Raw genomic sequence first — 15698 nt, forward strand, 5'->3', positions numbered from 1 at the left:
CAGGTGGCTCAGTTTTCAACCGTCACAACGGCTCAATTTTCGACCGTCACCGACATGAGGTTCTGCGGGTCGGGATTGGCTGGTGTCAGACCCCTGTGCTTCTATCTGGCACATCTAATGTGCGCTATGTGTCTGTGCCGGGAGAGTGGTCTTGTTCGTCGGACTTGGAGGTGACTAGGTCGATGGCTGAACCGATCCCTGATGGGTCGGATGCGAGTGGGAATTGTTGATTCCGGCGGTGGGACGCCGATGATGTGACATGGTTTGTTAGCAACGTTAGTTGGTGTTCAAGGCACGCCCGCCGGTCTGGTGGCGCGACTGCGATCAAGTCCTCCAACGCGAATTTGAGCCGTCGGGCAACTTGGGGCGATTCGGAGCCGGCTTCCCGGATTTCTTCAAAGGCGATCAGGACGAAACCGTGCCATTGTAGAAGTGGCATAGTGAGTCGGAGCGAGCCCTGGTCGTCACTGAATTCTCCTGAGTGTAGCGGCCGGTGAACGATGTGGCGTAGGACGTCGTGGATGCGGTCGATGGATTGCACGGCGGTAGTCGGATCTTCGAACGGCCCCGAAGATAAAGCACCGATTGCAATGTCGACCAGCATACGGAGGCCGTAGGCGACGTCCTGATTCATGGTTCGTTCCGGGCCAAGAGCTACGGCATTGAGGACCGAAATCATCGACACCCTGGCCGAGTCGAAATACCTCGCCGATGAATGGAAACAGATCTACGATCATGAACGGTCCCACGGATCCCTCAACGGAATGACACCGTCGGCGTACTGGGAAAACTGGACCGCAGAAAACCAACTAGCTATCGCATAGCCGCTGGACTGCTAATGGGGCCCCAACCATTCGCACAGGGCGACCTAGACGTTGAGAGTCCAACGGTCGCACCTCCGCTCGTTTTATAGATGTCCCCAGAGCCACAACGGCATCGGTGTTACAAGACTGGGACACGGATTGAATTAGACGTGAAGCGCCTCGAACTGTCTGTCGTCGGTCCCGCTTGGACCGGTTTCCTATTTGCTGAACTTCATGCGTCCCTTCGCGAGGATTGATCGCGAAGGTGATGAATTGTTTTACACGAGTACAACCCATTCGGCGTAGAAGATGCCGAGGGCGGTGGCGACGAAGAGGGCCGCAATTATCCAGAAGCGGGCTACGACTGTGACTTGCTCCCATCCCTTGAGCTCGAAATGGTGGTGCAGCGGAGTCATCCGGAAGACACGCTTTCCGCCGGAGATTTTGAAGTAGGACACCTGGATGATGACGGACATTGTGACCATCACGAACAGCCCGGCCAGGATGATTAGGAGGAGTTGGGTGTGGGACAGAATGGCAAATCCGGCCATTGCCCCTCCGAGGGCAAGCGAGCCAGTATCGCCCATGATGATCTTTGCTGGCGAGGTGTTCCACCAGAGGAATCCCACGAGAGAACCGCACAGCGCTGCTGCAATCAAGGCCAGATCGAGTGGATCTCGTACTTCGTAGCAGATGTTCTCAGCGACACCGTGGGCAGCGCAGCGCTGGTTGAACTGCCAGATACCTATGAGCATGTAGGCACCGAAAACGAAGATAGAGACGCCTGCGGCTAGACCGTCCAACCCATCGGTGACATTCACGGCGTTGGACGTAGCAGTGAGAATAAAGGTGGACCATAGGATAAAGAGGATTGCCCCGCCCAACGGTCCGGCGAATGCCAAATCAAAGGAGGTTTCGCGGACGAACGATATCGCAGTTGAGGCCGGAGTTCGCCCGTTCTCATCCGGGAAGTTGAGGGCCGGAATGGCGAATGCTACGCCGACAGTTGTTTGCCCGATGATCTTCGCGCGTCCGGTGAGACCAAGACTGCGCTGCTTAGAGATTTTGATGTAGTCATCGAAAAGCCCACCAAGCCCATGCCGATGGCGACTAGGAGTAGTAAGAGTCCGGAGGCCGATGGGCCGGTCGCATCACCGAACAGCATCTTAATGCCGTGTGTCGTGAAGTACGCGATCACTACCGCTCCAATGATCACTGCCCCACCCATCGTGGGAGTTCCGCGCTTGGTGTGGTGTGATGTCGGGCCGTCTTCGCGGATGAACTGGCCGTAGTTCTTATTGATCAGGAAACGCGCGAACAAGGGCGTACCGAACATGGACAGAATCAGGGCCAAGGCCGCAGCAACGAGCAGCGCGATCATGTATCGAGCACCCACTTACCGTCTGAACCAAGACCGGATGCTTCGCTATTCACGTTCCCCCCATGTATGGCCTGCAAGACTTCGCCGAGGTTATCAAAGGACCAGAGCAGGATCAGGGAGGCCCGCACAAACGAACCCCCAGCGTTCGTGCGTTGCTGCTGCCATCATCGGTGCTGATTTGAGCAAACTTCCGTTCGTGGCGCTGCCTAATAAGGCATTGCGTGTGATGCTTCGAGGCCGGTCGCGCCGCTATCGTCTGCTGAGGATCAGGTACCGGTCGTCTGTGACGGGTTCTCCCCATAGGGCGACGTTGTTGCTCAGCGGATGAAGTGTTGCTTCGTGTCGGTTCCGGAGCACCAGCTCTACACACTCGTCCGATGCGAGGCCTGCTCCGGTTGTCCACCGCCCTTCGATAAGAATGAGCACTCCGCCGGGGCGGAGTAGAGCAGCCCATCTCCGTAGGACAATATCTGGATCATCAAAGACCCACAGGACGTGCCGGGCCAGCACAACATCGAAAGCGCCGTTTCCGAAGTCGGGGGTGGAGGCGTCGTCGTGAACAAATTTGATGTCGAGGCCTGCCGCCCCAGCCTTCGCCTTCGCGAGGTCGACCATTTTCTTAGAGACGTCCACACCCGTTACTTGGTGTCCTTGTTCGGCGAGGAGGATGGACAGGCTGCCAGTTCCAGACCCGAGATCGATAATGTTGCAGGGGGCTTCGGGCAGGATGGGGAGAAGGAGTGATTCCCAGACCGCTTTAACATTTGGGTCCCGGAGTCCATGGTCGGCGCTCTCGTCGAAGCCGTCGGCATACCCATCCCAAAGAATTTCAGCGCCTGATCTCATCCCGGTGTCATTTCTCACCGCATCGCGTTGATTGTCCACTTTGTGTACCTTTCCTTGTGATGGATCCTGGACCGCAGACGGGGCCAGATGGTCGGAGCATCCTGGGGAGTTCGTACACCGGCGCCGTATCCGGGCGGGGTCGGCCTGGTCAGGGTCGAGGGCAGGGCGGGTTAGGCGTGTGGTGGTTCGCCGCTGACGAGGTGGTCGGCGTGGTTAATTCCTTCTTCGACGAGTCTGGAGAGGTGCCCGTCGACGATGCTGTAGACCACATGCCTGCTGTTTCTGCGGGTGCTTACCAGGCCTGAAAAGCGTAGTTTTGCTAGATGTTGGCTTACCGAGGTTCTGCTGGCGCCGGTTTGTTCCACCAGCGAGGTGACATCGGCGGGGCCTTGCGTGAGGAGCCACAGAATGTGTAGCCGAGTGGGGTCAGAGAGCATCCGAAATGTGGCAGCGCCTGTCTCGAGGCGAACCGTGTCGGGCGGGTCCGGGTGGTGCAGGCTCGGCCTTTGGTGCAGTTGTGGTTCGTTCACTACAGTTCCGCTTCCGCTCTGCCGGGATGCTTTGGACGGGTGGATGTGGGCACTTGTTGCTCGACGGACGGCCAAATCCGTAGTGCAGTTACTGTGCCAAGTGTAGCGAGGACCGCCAGGACTGTGGCGGCTGCGGGCTGACCCGCGGTCGCGCCTACCCAGCCGGCGACGGGGTAAGTGATGATGAAGCAAGCGTGTGAGAGTGAGAACTGGGCGGTGAAAAGGTAGGCGCGGGTGTTATTGGTGGCTGCGCGTCGCAGCAATCGGGCGGAGGGCGTGTTGATCATCGAGGTTCCGGCCCCGAGGATCGCCCAGGTGATGAGGAGCAGGAGCCAAGACTGTCCTGTCCACGCGATGACACCAGATCCGAAGATGGCTACCGGGACAATAGTTCCTCCGAGAAGCATAAGTGAACGATCAGTGACTCGATCCAGAATCCGCGGGGCGGTGAGGGCGACGATCATGGAGCCAGCGCCGTAGCAGGCCAACGCGACCGCAAGGCCGGTAGTGGATCCCTCGAAAATGTTGAGGACGTAAACCACGGTGTTGACCAGCACCAGGGCGGTCCCGCTAGCGACGACGACATTAAGCCGCATCAAGCCGCGCAGTGAAGGTTCTTGCAGGAATATCCGGGTGCCCAGGGTGGTGCGGTGTAGGAAGGATCCGGATCTTTCCACTGGAGGTATCTGCGGTAACCAGGTGGTCATCACCAGCAGGGCTGAGACAAGAAATCCTGCGACCGTGCCGATGAACAAGTTGTTGTATGACATGACGGTCAGTAGCGCGGCCGCCAGTACCGGGCTGAGTAAGGATTCCAGGTCATAGGCCAGACGGGAGAGAGACAACGCCCGGGTATAGTCCCGCTCTTTCGGCAGAACCACAGGGATGAGTGCTTGGAAAGCTGGAGTGAAGGTCGCTGATGCTGACTGCAAAATAAAGATCAGGACGTAGATCTGCCAGACCTGGTCTACGAAGGGCAGCGCCGTAGCGATACCTGCACGCACTAGGTCCGATCCGACCAGGACCGCTTTGCGCGGTAAGCGTTCCACGAGCGCGGCCATTACCGGGGCGAGGAGAACGTAGGCCAGCATTTTGATAGTCAGCGCTGTACCGAGCACGGCGCCAGCCCGACTACTGGCCAGATCGAACGCCAGTAAGCCAAGAGCGACCGTCAACAGTCCCGTTCCCAGCAGGGCCACGATCTGCGCAATGAACAGTCTCCGATAAGCCGTGACACGAAGTACCCCGAACATCCTGAGCCTCTCCCATCACAGCGGACCGGACCTATTTATAGCATTAAGTGCACACTTGTGCACTTAATGTCTATGTAGTTGTCGGCTGTTATTGATCTTTGGCGCTGTAGGAATGAATGCGCGTAGGAACGAAGCGGAACGGGGCAGGTTGTGGTGAGTAGTGATTAAGCCGGGACGACTCATTTCAGTTTCAGAGCCGGGGGAGAGAGGGCATTACCGTGCAGGCGGTGGTGCCGCTCATATTGGGCTTTTTCCTGCTGATCGCGTTCGCCTCTTTAGGGGACGCGGTTTAGTGCCTTCAGATCGATCTGGCACCACTCCCGCGCCATCTTGGTCTGCCGGAAATCTAACATCACGGATCCATAAATAGTGGAACTGTGCGATGTGATCGTGGAGACCCAGCGAGAGGAAATCAGCCGAATGTAGTCGATCTTCGAGCGATACGCATCCGAGTGACAGGGGGACAGGGAATTGAGGAAGTCCCACGCTTTGCTCTCGGCCCGTCATTGTCGGGAAAAGTACAGAAGAGGGTGCCTTGACTTATACCCCTAGGGGGTATACTTTGTGGGTGCCGGAGCTGGAAGTCCGAGCCCGTCATAGGCCGCTTACTCCTTGAAGGTCCCTCGAGCGGCTGTAGCCAACGTGAATGACCACGGGTGGCTACACCCACTGATTCTCGAATAGCCATTCCTCATATTTTGGAGACTCTCATGTGCGGCACCCCTTCCAATCTGACCCTGACCGACACATCATCTTCTGAATGCGCCTGCTGCGCACCCCAGGACAACAAAACCAAATCGGTTCCCGCAGCTGGTAGCCTCAGCGCCAGCTTCGGTGTCACCGGCTTGACCTGCGGGTCGTGCGCATCCCGGGTTAGCTCTGCAGTCGGCGAGATTGATGACGTCACCGACGTCCAGATTGATCTTGTGTCCGGCGGGACCTCCACGGTCACCGTCCTCAGTAACCAGGCAGTTCCCGCAGCAGCAGTACGCTCCGCGGTCGAACAAGCCGGGTACCAGCTTTCTAACGCCTGATCTTTTCTCAGGTCCGGGACACGATCCCGTTTGACTGAAGGAGAAAAACAATGAAAAACCAGCACCACACGAATACCGATACACACGGCCAGGCCATGCCCACGACGGAACCGACTTCCGCTTTGGATCCCGATCAACACGAAAACCATGGTCACCAGACCCGGTCCGGGCATTCGGATCATGAAGTGCACTCCCACGGAGAACATGCGGGACACTCCACCGCAATGTTCAAAAACAAGTTCTGGTTGAGCCTGATCCTGGCTGTTCCGGTGGTCTTGTTCAGCCACATGTTCGCCATGATCGTCGGCTACACGCCACCGGATTTCCCGGGGGCGACGTGGATCTCACCCATCCTGGGCACCATCATCTTTTTTTACGGCGGTGCCCCGTTCCTCAAAGGTGCGGTTATTGAACTAAAGTCCCGACAACCGGGGATGATGTTGCTGATCGCGATGGCTATCAGCGTCGCGTTCATTGCTTCCTGGGTCACGACGCTCGGGATTGGTGATTTCAACCTGGACTTCTGGTGGGAACTAGCTCTGCTGGTTGTCATCATGTTGTTGGGGCACTGGATGGAAATGCGTGCCCTCGGATCCGCTGCGGGTGCACTGGACGCACTTGCCGCGCTTCTCCCTGATGAAGCAGATAAGGTCACCGACGCCGGAATCGAAACCGTTCCCGTGAGCTCGCTGGCCACGGGCGACGTCGTTCTGGTCCGGTCAGGGGCCCGGGTGCCAGCTGATGGTGAGGTCGTTGACGGTGTGGCCGAGTTCGATGAGGCGATGATCACCGGCGAATCCCGCACCGTGCAACGCACCGTCGGTGAGGTGGTGGTCGCCGGAACTGTGGCAACCGACAACGCGGTACGGGTGCGGGTGACCGCCGTCGGGGCAGACACCACCCTGGCAGGGATTCAGGGCCTGGTCGCCGAGGCGCAAGCCTCGTCATCGAAAGCCCAGGCCCTCGCCGACAGGGCCGCCGCGCTGCTGTTCTACTTCGCACTGGTAGCAGGCATCATCACTTTCATCGCATGGATCCTGCTGGGCAGCCCCGATGATGCGGTCATCAGAACCGTCACCGTCCTGGTCATCGCGTGCCCGCACGCCCTGGGTTTGGCGATCCCGCTTGTCATCGCCATCTCAACGGAGCGCGCGGCGAAAGCCGGGGTGCTGATCAAGAACAGGATGGCGTTGGAGCGCATGCGCACCATCGACATAGTGTTGTTCGACAAGACCGGAACCCTCACCGAAGGGCGGCACGCAGTCACCGCAACCGTCACCTCCGGCGAAATGGCGGATGGGGAGTTGTTGGCTCTGGCCGCAGCGGCAGAGTCCGACAGCGAACACCCGGTAGCCCGGGCCATCGTTCAGGCTGTCGAGCACAATCAGGAGGCGAATGCGTTCGGCTATCGCGGGAGTGACTTATTTTCAATGACCGGCCGGGGTGTTCGGGCGAAGGTCAACGGGTCCGAGGTCATTGTTGGCGGCCCAAATATGCTCAAGGAACTTCAGCTGGAGACTCCTTCGGACATGAGAGATACCGTCCAGGAATGGGTCGGCCGTGGCGCCTCTGTGCTGCACGTGGTCCGCGACGGCTCGGTTATTGGTGCCGTGCGGCTCGAAGACCGGGTCAGGGATGAGTCCCGGGCCGCGGTGAAAGCGCTTCAGGCCATGGGCGTGAAAGTTGCGATGATTACCGGCGACGCACGCCAGGTCGCGGACGCAGTCGGGACCGAACTCGGTATCGATGAAGTCTTCGCGGACGTGTTGCCACAGGATAAAGACTCAAAGGTCGCCGAGCTGCAGGCTCGCGGCCTGAAAGTGGCGATGGTCGGCGACGGCGTGAACGACGCCCCCGCGCTGGCCCGGGCAGAGGTGGGCATCGCAATTGGTGCCGGGACCGACGTCGCAATGGAATCGGCTGGCGTGGTGTTAGCTGGCAACGATCCACGATCAGTTCTGGCGATGATCGACCTGTCCCGGGCCAGTTACAGGAAGATGATCCAAAACCTGGTGTGGGCGACGGGATACAACCTCATTGCCGTGCCGCTAGCCGCTGGCGTGTTGGCCTTCGCTGGTTTTGTGCTCTCTCCAGCAGCGGGGGCAGTACTGATGAGTGTCTCGACTATTGTGGTCGCGCTGAACGCACAACTCCTGCGAAGGATCGACCTCAGCCCTGAACGCTTCACCATCTAGTGGAGAAAGGAGACTCCTGGCGTCATCCTCCTGATTGGAGGACGAGGCCGGGAGTTCACTAGGCTGGAAGTAATCGACGGACATGAAAGGGTAAGGCAGTGGCAGGCGCGATCAGACAACGGGCAGTGCTCGATCTGTCGCGGTCAGCCCTCACCTTTCTATGGTTTACCGCCATGATCATCGGGATCCTCGCCATGCACGTATGGATGGGCGGTCACGGCACATCAACTCACGGGGTTTCAGCGCAGGGAGTTTCAGCGCAGGGTGCCGCAACCCACGTCGTCGTGCTCTCGACGAGTTCCATGACATCGGAGACCGAACCTGCGACGTCTATGGGCGGTTCGCACCACGTTCAGGCAAACGACGTCTCTGCCGTTCCCCCCGATGGGGGCGCCGGCGAAGGGGGGCAGGGGTGTGTTGGGTCCTGCGGGAATGACGGCGTGGCCCTAGGAATGTGTCTCCTGGCGGTCATCGTCATTGCCGTGATGGCGTTCCTGATACGTTCTGGCCGGTTTGTTCCCGGGTCAGTGCTTCTGCGTGGTCCGCCTTTGATCTGGTTGCGACCCTTATCGATTCCTGTTCCTTCTCTGATTCAACTCTGTATCAGCCGGACATAAAACACCGGTACCTACCTTCTTCGTGTGCTGCACATGCTTGCACCAGTTGGCAATGCACGCCCAGTACAGGCCCCATTACAGACTTTCATTAGATGAATTCGCAAAGGATCAGATCACCATGACGCGTTACCTTTCTCTGTCAGCATTGAGCGTCGCAGCTGTCATCACCCTCGCGGGGTGTGGAAGCGACAACGAACCCGCGACCCCGGCGACGGAGCCTACGGCTTCCACCCAGGAATCATCGCCTTCGGCAACCGGATCCGGTGCTGAGGTATCCGCCGAGCACAACGACGCAGATGCGATGTTCGCTCAGATGATGATTCCCCACCACCAGCAAGCGGTGGAAATGAGCGACATGATTCTCGCCAAGGACGACATCAGCCCCGAAATAGCCGACCTCGCCACCAAGATCAAAGAAGCCCAGGGCCCGGAAATCGAAACCATGACCAGCTGGCTGGAGGCCTGGGACCGGCCGATCATGCCTGAAGGTGCCATGGAGGGCCACGATATGGGGTCCATGGACGGCATGCTGGACGAGGACCAGATGGCCGACCTCGAATCAGCCGAAGGCGACGAGGCGATCATGATGTTCCTCGAATCTATGACCGAACACCACGACGGCGCGATTGACATGGCCCAGGAAGAAATCGACAACGGCGAGAACCCTGAAGCGATCGCTCTCGCTGAGACGATCGTGGAAACCCAACAGGCTGAAATCCAGGAAATGGAAGAACTGCTCGCCGAACTCTAACTCGGCACTAGTTAGCTGGTGGGGAGGGCCGGACATCTGGACCTCCCCACCCTCGCCCTGTACTTGCTCGTGACACCGAAGGATCATCACTGTGACCCGCTCCGAATTTCCTCACACATACCCGCTACTATGCGCCAAAGTAACGGTCCTCGCCGCCGGCCTCCTGGTCTTTACGAGCTGCTCACCGCAAGTGGAACCGAGCCCGGACACCAGCAAATCCTCTGTTGCTGCTACTAGCGCGCAAGGCTATCCCTCCGGTCATGTCCACGGCATGAGCGTAAACCCGGATACGAACCAAGTCTTCCTGGCCACCCATGATGGGCTCTTCGACGTCACGGAGTCCCCGGCGATTCAGCTCGGACCATCCATCGATCTGATGGGTTTCACCACGGCAGGAAACGGTGATCTATATGCCTCAGGCCATCCTGGTCCAGGAACCAATTTGCCCGATCCGGTGGGGCTGATCCGGTCGACCGATCAGGGCCGGACTTGGGAACCGCTGTCCATGCAAGGTGAGTCCGATTTTCACGCCCTCGCCGCCACGGACGGCGGAATAGTCGGGTTCGACGGACAGCTCAGGGTCAGCGCCGATGGAATAACTTGGGAACCCGTGGATGAGCAGGTTCCGGCTTTCCATCTGGCCGCAAATCCCCGGGACAGTATTGTGCTGGCGACTACGGAGGCCGGCCTGCAACGCTCCGTCGACGACGGCGCCACATGGGCCGCCGTACCAGGGGCACCATTGCTGATGCTCACCGCACTATCTGAAGGGAAAGCCGCCGGAATCACAACCGAGGGGCAAATCCACACCAGTGATGACGCTGGTCTGACCTGGGTCGAACAAGGCCCAGCTCCCGGCGAGGCAGCGGCGATCGCAACCCAGATGCTCGACGACTCCACACTACGGATCTGGGTGGCGACCGAAAACAGTGTTCAAGTCTCCAACGACAACGGGCAAACCTTCACCGACATCAGATCGAACCATCAGTAAACATTGGTAAGCACGAATACTCCGCCACATACAGATCACTGCATAGATTTGCAGGATTCGGTGTCGCGGGGGCGTTGCCCGAGCCCCCCTTCCTTAGGCACTATTCAGGCGATCAGGCCAGTGAATGCGATCAGCAAACCTCAAATAGTCTCGCTTGACTTGTCAGGGTGGTATCCGATGGAATGCTGCACCGTCACTGAAAAAACCATGGATTTACCTCAATTGATGACAGATCAATCCGGAGCGTAGAAGACCGGGTTGGGGATGGTTCTCCGCCGGTAAGCCTCCATGAAAGATACTGGACCTGCGCCTCATGGGAGAGGGCGGCTTGGCAGGGATCGTTTGTCCGGAAGTCTGACAGGAGGATCGGAAGTGTGAAAAAGGATGAAGAGGTGAGGGTTCCGCATGGTGGTCGCCCTGTGGTTCGTTTGTTCTCTGGTTATGCAGATTCACCGATCTGGGCGGCGAGCGGTCCCGTCGATTATGCGGACTCTGCGTTGACGGAAGAACTCGTCGCGGATCTAACCACTTGGGACAGTGGTTCCTATGGGGGAGTGGATGGTCTGCTTCTCGAGAGCTCTGAACGGTCTGAGGCTCTTGCCGAAGAATTGGCTGGGAGGCTCGCCGCAGAGTTAGGCGATGGGTTCGTCGTTTCCTGCGATGGAGCAGCCGGACCGAAGATCGTCACTAGCGACATGCCTCCAACGAATCCCGACGCCGCGGCGGCGTTCACTGAACTGATTGATGAAGAGCTGAAGCTCCGGGACAACATGTACTACTACGCATCGCTTTCTGGGCAGGTCTTCACAGGCCCGGACAAGCACCGCGATAGCCGAGGACCAGGACCCTCGCCTTGAGGTGATGGACCCCCGTTGGGAGACCCGGGTTTGCCGGAGTGCCGCGCAGCGGTCCACCGGCACTAGCGCTGCCGGCCGATAGGCCGTCTGGATAAACTCTTTCTATGGATGAGAACTGGATTGAACATCGTCGTCCCGGCGGTGACCGTATCGGATGGATTCGCATGTGCGGGGAAGGCTTCGTCGCTCACGACGCGCTTGGTACCGAAATCACCGAGGAAGTCGATTGGCTATCCGCCGAAGAAGCTTTGGACGAGAAGGGCCTCGCGTTCTTGGCCGATATGTGGGTACTCGACCTACCTGGTGGACAATCAGTCCATGTGCGCATCGCAGAAGCAGGGCCAAGCGGAATCCGCGTCCAGGAAGATGACTTAGGCGCTGCGGCGGCGGTGGGCTCAGATGTGCGTCATCACTCGCTGCCATTCCCTGCGCCTAACTCGCTGCGGAGACTCTGACCCGAACGTGACTGGCCTCTACGAAACCGTGTCGTAGCTGTAGTCACTCACCAGGAGTGAAACGCTCTGGGACGGTGCTATAGATATCAAGTGAGTCCGAGGTCGGTTTTGAGGTCGTTGAAGACCTCACGGTCGATGAAGCGTTTGAGGCAGCGGAGGATGTCCTTTTTCGAGAGTCCTTCGGCCAGGCGTCGTTGCATGTAGTCGATGGTCCGTGGGTCGTAACGGAGTCTGCAGACCGCGATCATGTGGAGTGCACGATTGGCTTGCCGGTCGCCGCCGCGGTGGAGTCTCATTCGGTGTGTTCTGCCGGAAGCGACGGGGATCGGGGCGACACCGCAGAGACGCGCGAAGGCCGCGTCGGATCCGAGGCGGTCAACGTTCTGCCCCGCGGTGATCAGGAGTTGAGCGCCATGCCCGGTGCCAATCCCGAGTCGGGACACGAGGGTTGGGCAGTTGTGGCGACGAGTTTCTCGAGTTGTGCATCGAGGGCCGTGATCTCATCATCGAGCGCGTGAATACGTTTGGCGAGGCTGCGTAGCGTGAGCTTCGCCGCTTGGGCCGGATCATCGAGTCGTGTGGCATCGGCACGGAACTTTGCGCACTGGGTGGCTTGCGCGTGCCCGCCTTTCGCGGTTATTTGATCGCGGAGGTGGGCCGGTGCGGTGACGAGGACATCCTGTAGTTGAACGAGGGCGGCGGAGCGGGCTTTTATCGCGGAGTTCCGGGCCACGGTGAGGAGCCGGATCGATTCGACCGCTCCGGTCGTGGTTTTCGGTCGGGTTGTTGCATCTCCGGCGAGTACCTTTCGGGCGGCGGCCTCGGCATCGATCGCGTCGGTCTTGCCTATCCTTGCTCGGGTGTGAGCGTGAGGGGTGTTGACTTCTCGAACTTCGACCCCAGCGTCGAGCAGGAACCGGGTGAGGCCAGCCAAGTACGAACCGGTTGATTCCATACCGATCTTGTCGAGCACCCCGAAACCGGTGACCCAGCCGAGCATTTGCCGGTAACCATCGGTGGTGACGGGGAACTGTTTATCGGCAAGTCGTACGCCGTTACCGTCCAACACGACGACGTGATGGGTGTCTTTGTGGGCATCGACTCCGGCGATGATGACGGGTTGCTTGTCAGGTGGCACAGCGGTCATTCTGGAATGGTCTCCTTCACTCGTAGCGTGCTGGATGACCGAACCGGGCCGGGCGGACACAACAGTGACCGGGCACGTTGAACAGGGTCCTATGAAGTCACGTCCCCGCCCGGTCCGGCCTTCCAGACCATGGACGAGCCCCCGGCGCGGCAGACGGGTCCTAGGCAGGACAACACCCGAAAGTGCGTCAGTTTATTGGGAAGTCAAACCCCACCGGAAGCTCACTATCATCTTCACTGTTTGATGGAGACTCGCGTTATTTGATTTCCACCAGTTGATTGATGGTGGTTTTGCCAGCATAGAGCGCCTGCTCGAATTCTGCGGGCGGAATGTCCCCGAGATAGCCGTGCAGACGTTCGGTGTTGTGCCAGTGGACCCAGCCGAGGGTTGCTCGCTCGAGGTCTTCAACCGTCTTCCACGGACCAGGTCGGGCGGGGCCGCGGACGAGTTCGGTCTTGAAATTGCCGTTCATGGTCTCGGCCAGCGCGTTATCGTAGCTGTCGCCCGCTTGGGGCTCCTGAGGGCGAGAGCCGACGACGACCTCGATGGTCACGCCGGCGCTAGGTCGAAATCCGGTGAACGACCACGCCGTCTCGAGGCCAGCGTCGAGGAGAGCTGGAATGCTTGCCCCGGGGTCATCGTCCACATAGAGCCGTGCGCTTAGCCGCCTACTCATTGGGCTGCCGTCGAAGGAATCCCACATGTATGACCCGGTGACGCCGGACAACTCGTTGAGCCGGGACTCGGTCTCCCTGAGCCCACCGTCCGTGCTGCACCCCCGTCAGTGGGGCGGCGATCGCCAGCAGCCCCGCAGCAATCCCCAGTTGTCTCTTCTTGATCCGCATGAGTTCTCCTCGCCGGGCCGACGGGGTTAGCGCAGTCGCCCCCCGGTTCATCTTTCCGTAAGCCGACATGATCAGCCGGTCAGAAGAATGACTGACACGTCGGGTTCCTCGAACCTGCCCCGCCTGCACCGAGCGCCACTCCCTACGGATGCCATGTCGTCGTGGATTTGCCTGCCCAAGAGGGTGCTCGACGATCCCGGGTGATCGGGGCGGACCGAAACCGACCTCAGCGCCTCAGACGATAGGTCCGACTCAGCTGCGCCACACGGGCGAAAGTGATGACGTGGTGGTGATCAGGTGGCACAATCGGCTCCGAGCGCGGCCCGCGCACCGAACGGACCGCGGCATGAGCAGACGCACTGGCACCAAGATGAATCCGCGCTTGAGCCCCAACAGCAAGGTCGCCGACCGCCCCGCACCACCCGGTCTCGGCCAGCGCCAGATGCGCGCGATGAACCGGGTCGCTCTGGGCATCCTCTTGATCGGCCTGCTCGGGTGCGCCGCCATGCTGGGCACCATACCGTTCCTGGGGTACGCGCCGGAGAATTCGTACGCCGACGCATCCACTTACTTCCTGAGTCCCGGGCTGGTGCTGCCGCTGGCGCTGGCTCTGTTGGCCGGCTCGCTGCCCGCCATTTGGTTCAGCGCAGCGGGCGAGTGGCAGGCCCCGCAAACCGCGAGCGACGGCGCCGTCAAGATAGCTGGAACCGCCGCCGTGGGGGCGCTTGCCCTCGCCATGATCGCAGGGTCGGCCGCTCCCCTCCTCGCGATTCCCGCCGTGGCGGAGGCCATGTCCGAGTCTGTCGCGTAGTTCCTGATCGGGCTTGTGCTCTTCTCGTTGGTGCTGTCTGCGATCGTGGGCGCCATCGTGCTGGGCGGTTGGAGCGCGGGCCTCATCGGACTGGTGTTCGGCGCCGGGTTCGTAGCGCTCGTCTTCGGCGACGTCAACGCCGATCGGACGTTGATTATCGCGGGCATCATCGCCCTCGCGCTGAGCAGCGCCGGATTCTTCCTGACGGGCGTGATCAGCGAGAGGCTGCCACTGGGCCATCTCGAGACGTACCGTCAGCCCCTCGCCGCGGTCGCGAGCGTCATCGTCGCCGCCGTTGGGTTCCTCACGGGGGAGACCCTCCTGATACTCGCCGGCACCATGGGAGTTGCGGCCTTCATCGGCATCCACCTCGCACTCCGGATGCACCGGCGCTAGGTATAGAACTGAGGAGGTTGTTGACAGTCGGGTCTTCCAGTTGAAAGGAAGACTCCACGACGTCAACACCATCGGTATCAGCCCTCCGAGCGCTCGAGCGGCGCTCCGGATCCTTGATGACTGGGGGGAAACCATGGCGGGACCGAGCGGCCAACACGCCTTCATTCAGCATCGGCAGAAGAGCGTCGAGCAGAAGCAGGGTAGTGCAGGGAAGTGCGCTGGCGAAGCTTGTCGCAGCTACTTTTTCTGCTTGGCTAAAGGATGTTGCTTCGGACTAGGCGTGGAACCTGGTACCTCGGGAGCCCTTCCTAAGGCGGCTTCGTGCCCGGCAGGGTCGCGGAGTTCCTGGATCATTGCGGCAATGTAGGCCTGCGTGTAGACGTGGCTGTTGTGTGCCTTGCTGTCGATGCACCGTGCACCGTCGGCGTATTCTGCCGATGGACCGTGGCCCTTCTTTGGTCCGACACCGTCCCGATGGCGCATCTTCGTAAAGTCGTTAACTGAGAACCTGAACTTGGTCTGCTCCTCGATCGCCGCAGCTGCATTTTTCGGCAGCATTTCGTCGGCAAAGCCGCTGGCTTTGAGCTTTTCATTGATGAGGATTGGGCCCTGTCGTCCCTCGGAATGTTTCTCTTCAGCACATCCCTGACACAGCGGTTGGCCAGTTCCGCGCAGACCCCGGCCCAGAATTTCGCTCCGTCACCGCCGCAGCCTTGCGTTCCAACTCCTCCGGACGCACTTCACGGGGTTCAGTCATAGCCACAATGATCTCCAATCACCCCGACA

14 protein-coding genes and 3 pseudogenes are annotated in these 15698 nt (G+C 59.7%); 9 read left to right on the plus strand and 8 right to left on the minus strand.

The window, feature by feature from the left end:
- Positions 1-124: 124 nt before the first annotated feature.
- Positions 125-634, minus strand: a complete 510-nt coding sequence (locus HMI58_RS11325; protein WP_171619869.1) for a DUF2254 family protein — start codon at positions 632-634, stop codon at positions 125-127.
- A gap of 37 nt (positions 635-671) precedes the next feature.
- On the opposite strand from HMI58_RS11325, the pseudogene HMI58_RS11330 reads away from it, so the two are divergent.
- Positions 672-824, plus strand: a pseudogene (locus tag HMI58_RS11330) (IS3 family transposase); the annotation flags it as partial.
- Positions 825-1081: 257 nt separating this feature from the next.
- Here the strand turns inward: HMI58_RS11330 and mraY are convergent.
- From mraY to HMI58_RS11350, 4 genes and pseudogenes are all read right to left on the minus strand, one after another.
- Positions 1082-2184: pseudogene (gene mraY, locus HMI58_RS11335) on the minus strand (phospho-N-acetylmuramoyl-pentapeptide-transferase).
- 249 nt (positions 2185-2433) lie between these two features.
- Positions 2434-3069 (minus strand): class I SAM-dependent methyltransferase, encoded by a 636-nt coding sequence (locus HMI58_RS11340; RefSeq protein WP_318779200.1) that lies wholly within the window; start codon positions 3067-3069, stop codon positions 2434-2436.
- Positions 3070-3200: 131 nt separating this feature from the next.
- Positions 3201-3545 carry a metalloregulator ArsR/SmtB family transcription factor gene (locus HMI58_RS11345; RefSeq protein ID WP_205208123.1) on the minus strand — a complete coding sequence of 115 codons (345 nt, stop codon included), beginning with the start codon at positions 3543-3545 and terminating at the stop codon, positions 3201-3203.
- 14 nt (positions 3546-3559) lie between these two features.
- Positions 3560-4813 (minus strand): MFS transporter, encoded by a 1254-nt coding sequence (locus HMI58_RS11350; protein ID WP_171619871.1) that lies wholly within the window; start codon positions 4811-4813, stop codon positions 3560-3562.
- 710 nt (positions 4814-5523) lie between these two features.
- Between HMI58_RS11350 and HMI58_RS11355 the strand changes: the two genes are divergently transcribed.
- The 6 genes from HMI58_RS11355 to HMI58_RS11380 all read left to right on the plus strand — a co-directional run bounded on the left by HMI58_RS11355 (position 5524) and on the right by HMI58_RS11380 (position 11713).
- The gene (locus HMI58_RS11355) at positions 5524-5847 is read left to right on the plus strand and encodes a heavy metal-associated domain-containing protein (protein WP_171619872.1); all 324 of its coding nucleotides are present in this window, start codon (positions 5524-5526) and stop codon (positions 5845-5847) included.
- Positions 5848-5942: 95 nt separating this feature from the next.
- Entirely contained in the window at positions 5943-8042 is a 2100-nt protein-coding gene (locus tag HMI58_RS11360; RefSeq protein WP_225668064.1) for a copper-translocating P-type ATPase, read from the plus strand.
- 735 nt (positions 8043-8777) lie between these two features.
- Positions 8778-9410, plus strand: coding sequence for a DUF305 domain-containing protein (locus tag HMI58_RS11365; RefSeq protein WP_171619876.1), 633 nt, complete (start codon positions 8778-8780; stop codon positions 9408-9410).
- Positions 9411-9501: 91 nt separating this feature from the next.
- Positions 9502-10401: a F510_1955 family glycosylhydrolase gene (locus HMI58_RS11370; protein ID WP_240153770.1), complete on the plus strand. Its 900-nt coding sequence runs from the start codon at positions 9502-9504 to the stop codon at positions 10399-10401.
- Between the two features lie 374 nt (positions 10402-10775).
- Positions 10776-11258 carry a hypothetical protein gene (locus HMI58_RS11375; RefSeq protein ID WP_171619878.1) on the plus strand — a complete coding sequence of 161 codons (483 nt, stop codon included), beginning with the start codon at positions 10776-10778 and terminating at the stop codon, positions 11256-11258.
- A gap of 104 nt (positions 11259-11362) precedes the next feature.
- Positions 11363-11713, plus strand: a complete 351-nt coding sequence (locus HMI58_RS11380) for a hypothetical protein (RefSeq protein ID WP_171619880.1) — start codon at positions 11363-11365, stop codon at positions 11711-11713.
- Between the two features lie 86 nt (positions 11714-11799).
- On the opposite strand, the gene HMI58_RS14720 is transcribed toward HMI58_RS11380, so the two are convergent.
- The 3 genes and pseudogenes from HMI58_RS14720 to HMI58_RS11390 form a co-directional block, all read right to left on the minus strand.
- Positions 11800-12156 carry a transposase gene (locus tag HMI58_RS14720; protein ID WP_318779201.1) on the minus strand — a complete coding sequence of 119 codons (357 nt, stop codon included), beginning with the start codon at positions 12154-12156 and terminating at the stop codon, positions 11800-11802.
- Complete coding sequence (locus tag HMI58_RS11385; protein ID WP_225668060.1) at positions 12111-12860, minus strand: transposase; 750 nt, start codon at positions 12858-12860, stop codon at positions 12111-12113. The genes HMI58_RS14720 and HMI58_RS11385 overlap by 46 nt, the downstream gene beginning before the upstream one ends.
- 256 nt (positions 12861-13116) lie before the next feature.
- Positions 13117-13365, minus strand: a pseudogene (locus HMI58_RS11390) (integrase core domain-containing protein); the annotation flags it as partial.
- Between the two features lie 686 nt (positions 13366-14051).
- Between HMI58_RS11390 and HMI58_RS11395 the strand changes: the two are divergent.
- The gene (locus HMI58_RS11395) at positions 14052-14516 is read left to right on the plus strand and encodes a hypothetical protein (RefSeq protein ID WP_171619882.1); all 465 of its coding nucleotides are present in this window, start codon (positions 14052-14054) and stop codon (positions 14514-14516) included.
- A gap of 27 nt (positions 14517-14543) precedes the next feature.
- Positions 14544-14912 carry a hypothetical protein gene (locus HMI58_RS11400; RefSeq protein ID WP_171619883.1) on the plus strand — a complete coding sequence of 123 codons (369 nt, stop codon included), beginning with the start codon at positions 14544-14546 and terminating at the stop codon, positions 14910-14912.
- Positions 14913-15698: the final 786 nt, after the last annotated feature.

This window comes from Arthrobacter sp. 147(2020), from assembly GCF_013116715.1.
Classification (GTDB): domain Bacteria; phylum Actinomycetota; class Actinomycetes; order Actinomycetales; family Micrococcaceae; genus Arthrobacter_D.

Coding starts and splice junctions, on each gene's coding strand:
- HMI58_RS11380 (WP_171619880.1), top strand. CDS start 11,363: ATGGATGAGAACTGGATTGAACATCGTCGTCCCGGCGGTGACCGTATC.
- HMI58_RS11325 (WP_171619869.1), bottom strand. CDS start 634: ATGAATCAGGACGTCGCCTACGGCCTCCGTATGCTGGTCGACATTGCA.
- HMI58_RS11385 (WP_225668060.1), bottom strand. CDS start 12,860: ATGACCGCTGTGCCACCTGACAAGCAACCCGTCATCATCGCCGGAGTC.
- HMI58_RS11360 (WP_225668064.1), top strand. CDS start 5,943: ATGCCCACGACGGAACCGACTTCCGCTTTGGATCCCGATCAACACGAA.
- HMI58_RS11365 (WP_171619876.1), top strand. CDS start 8,778: ATGACGCGTTACCTTTCTCTGTCAGCATTGAGCGTCGCAGCTGTCATC.
- HMI58_RS11355 (WP_171619872.1), top strand. CDS start 5,524: ATGTGCGGCACCCCTTCCAATCTGACCCTGACCGACACATCATCTTCT.
- HMI58_RS11350 (WP_171619871.1), bottom strand. CDS start 4,813: ATGTTCGGGGTACTTCGTGTCACGGCTTATCGGAGACTGTTCATTGCG.
- HMI58_RS11395 (WP_171619882.1), top strand. CDS start 14,052: ATGAGCAGACGCACTGGCACCAAGATGAATCCGCGCTTGAGCCCCAAC.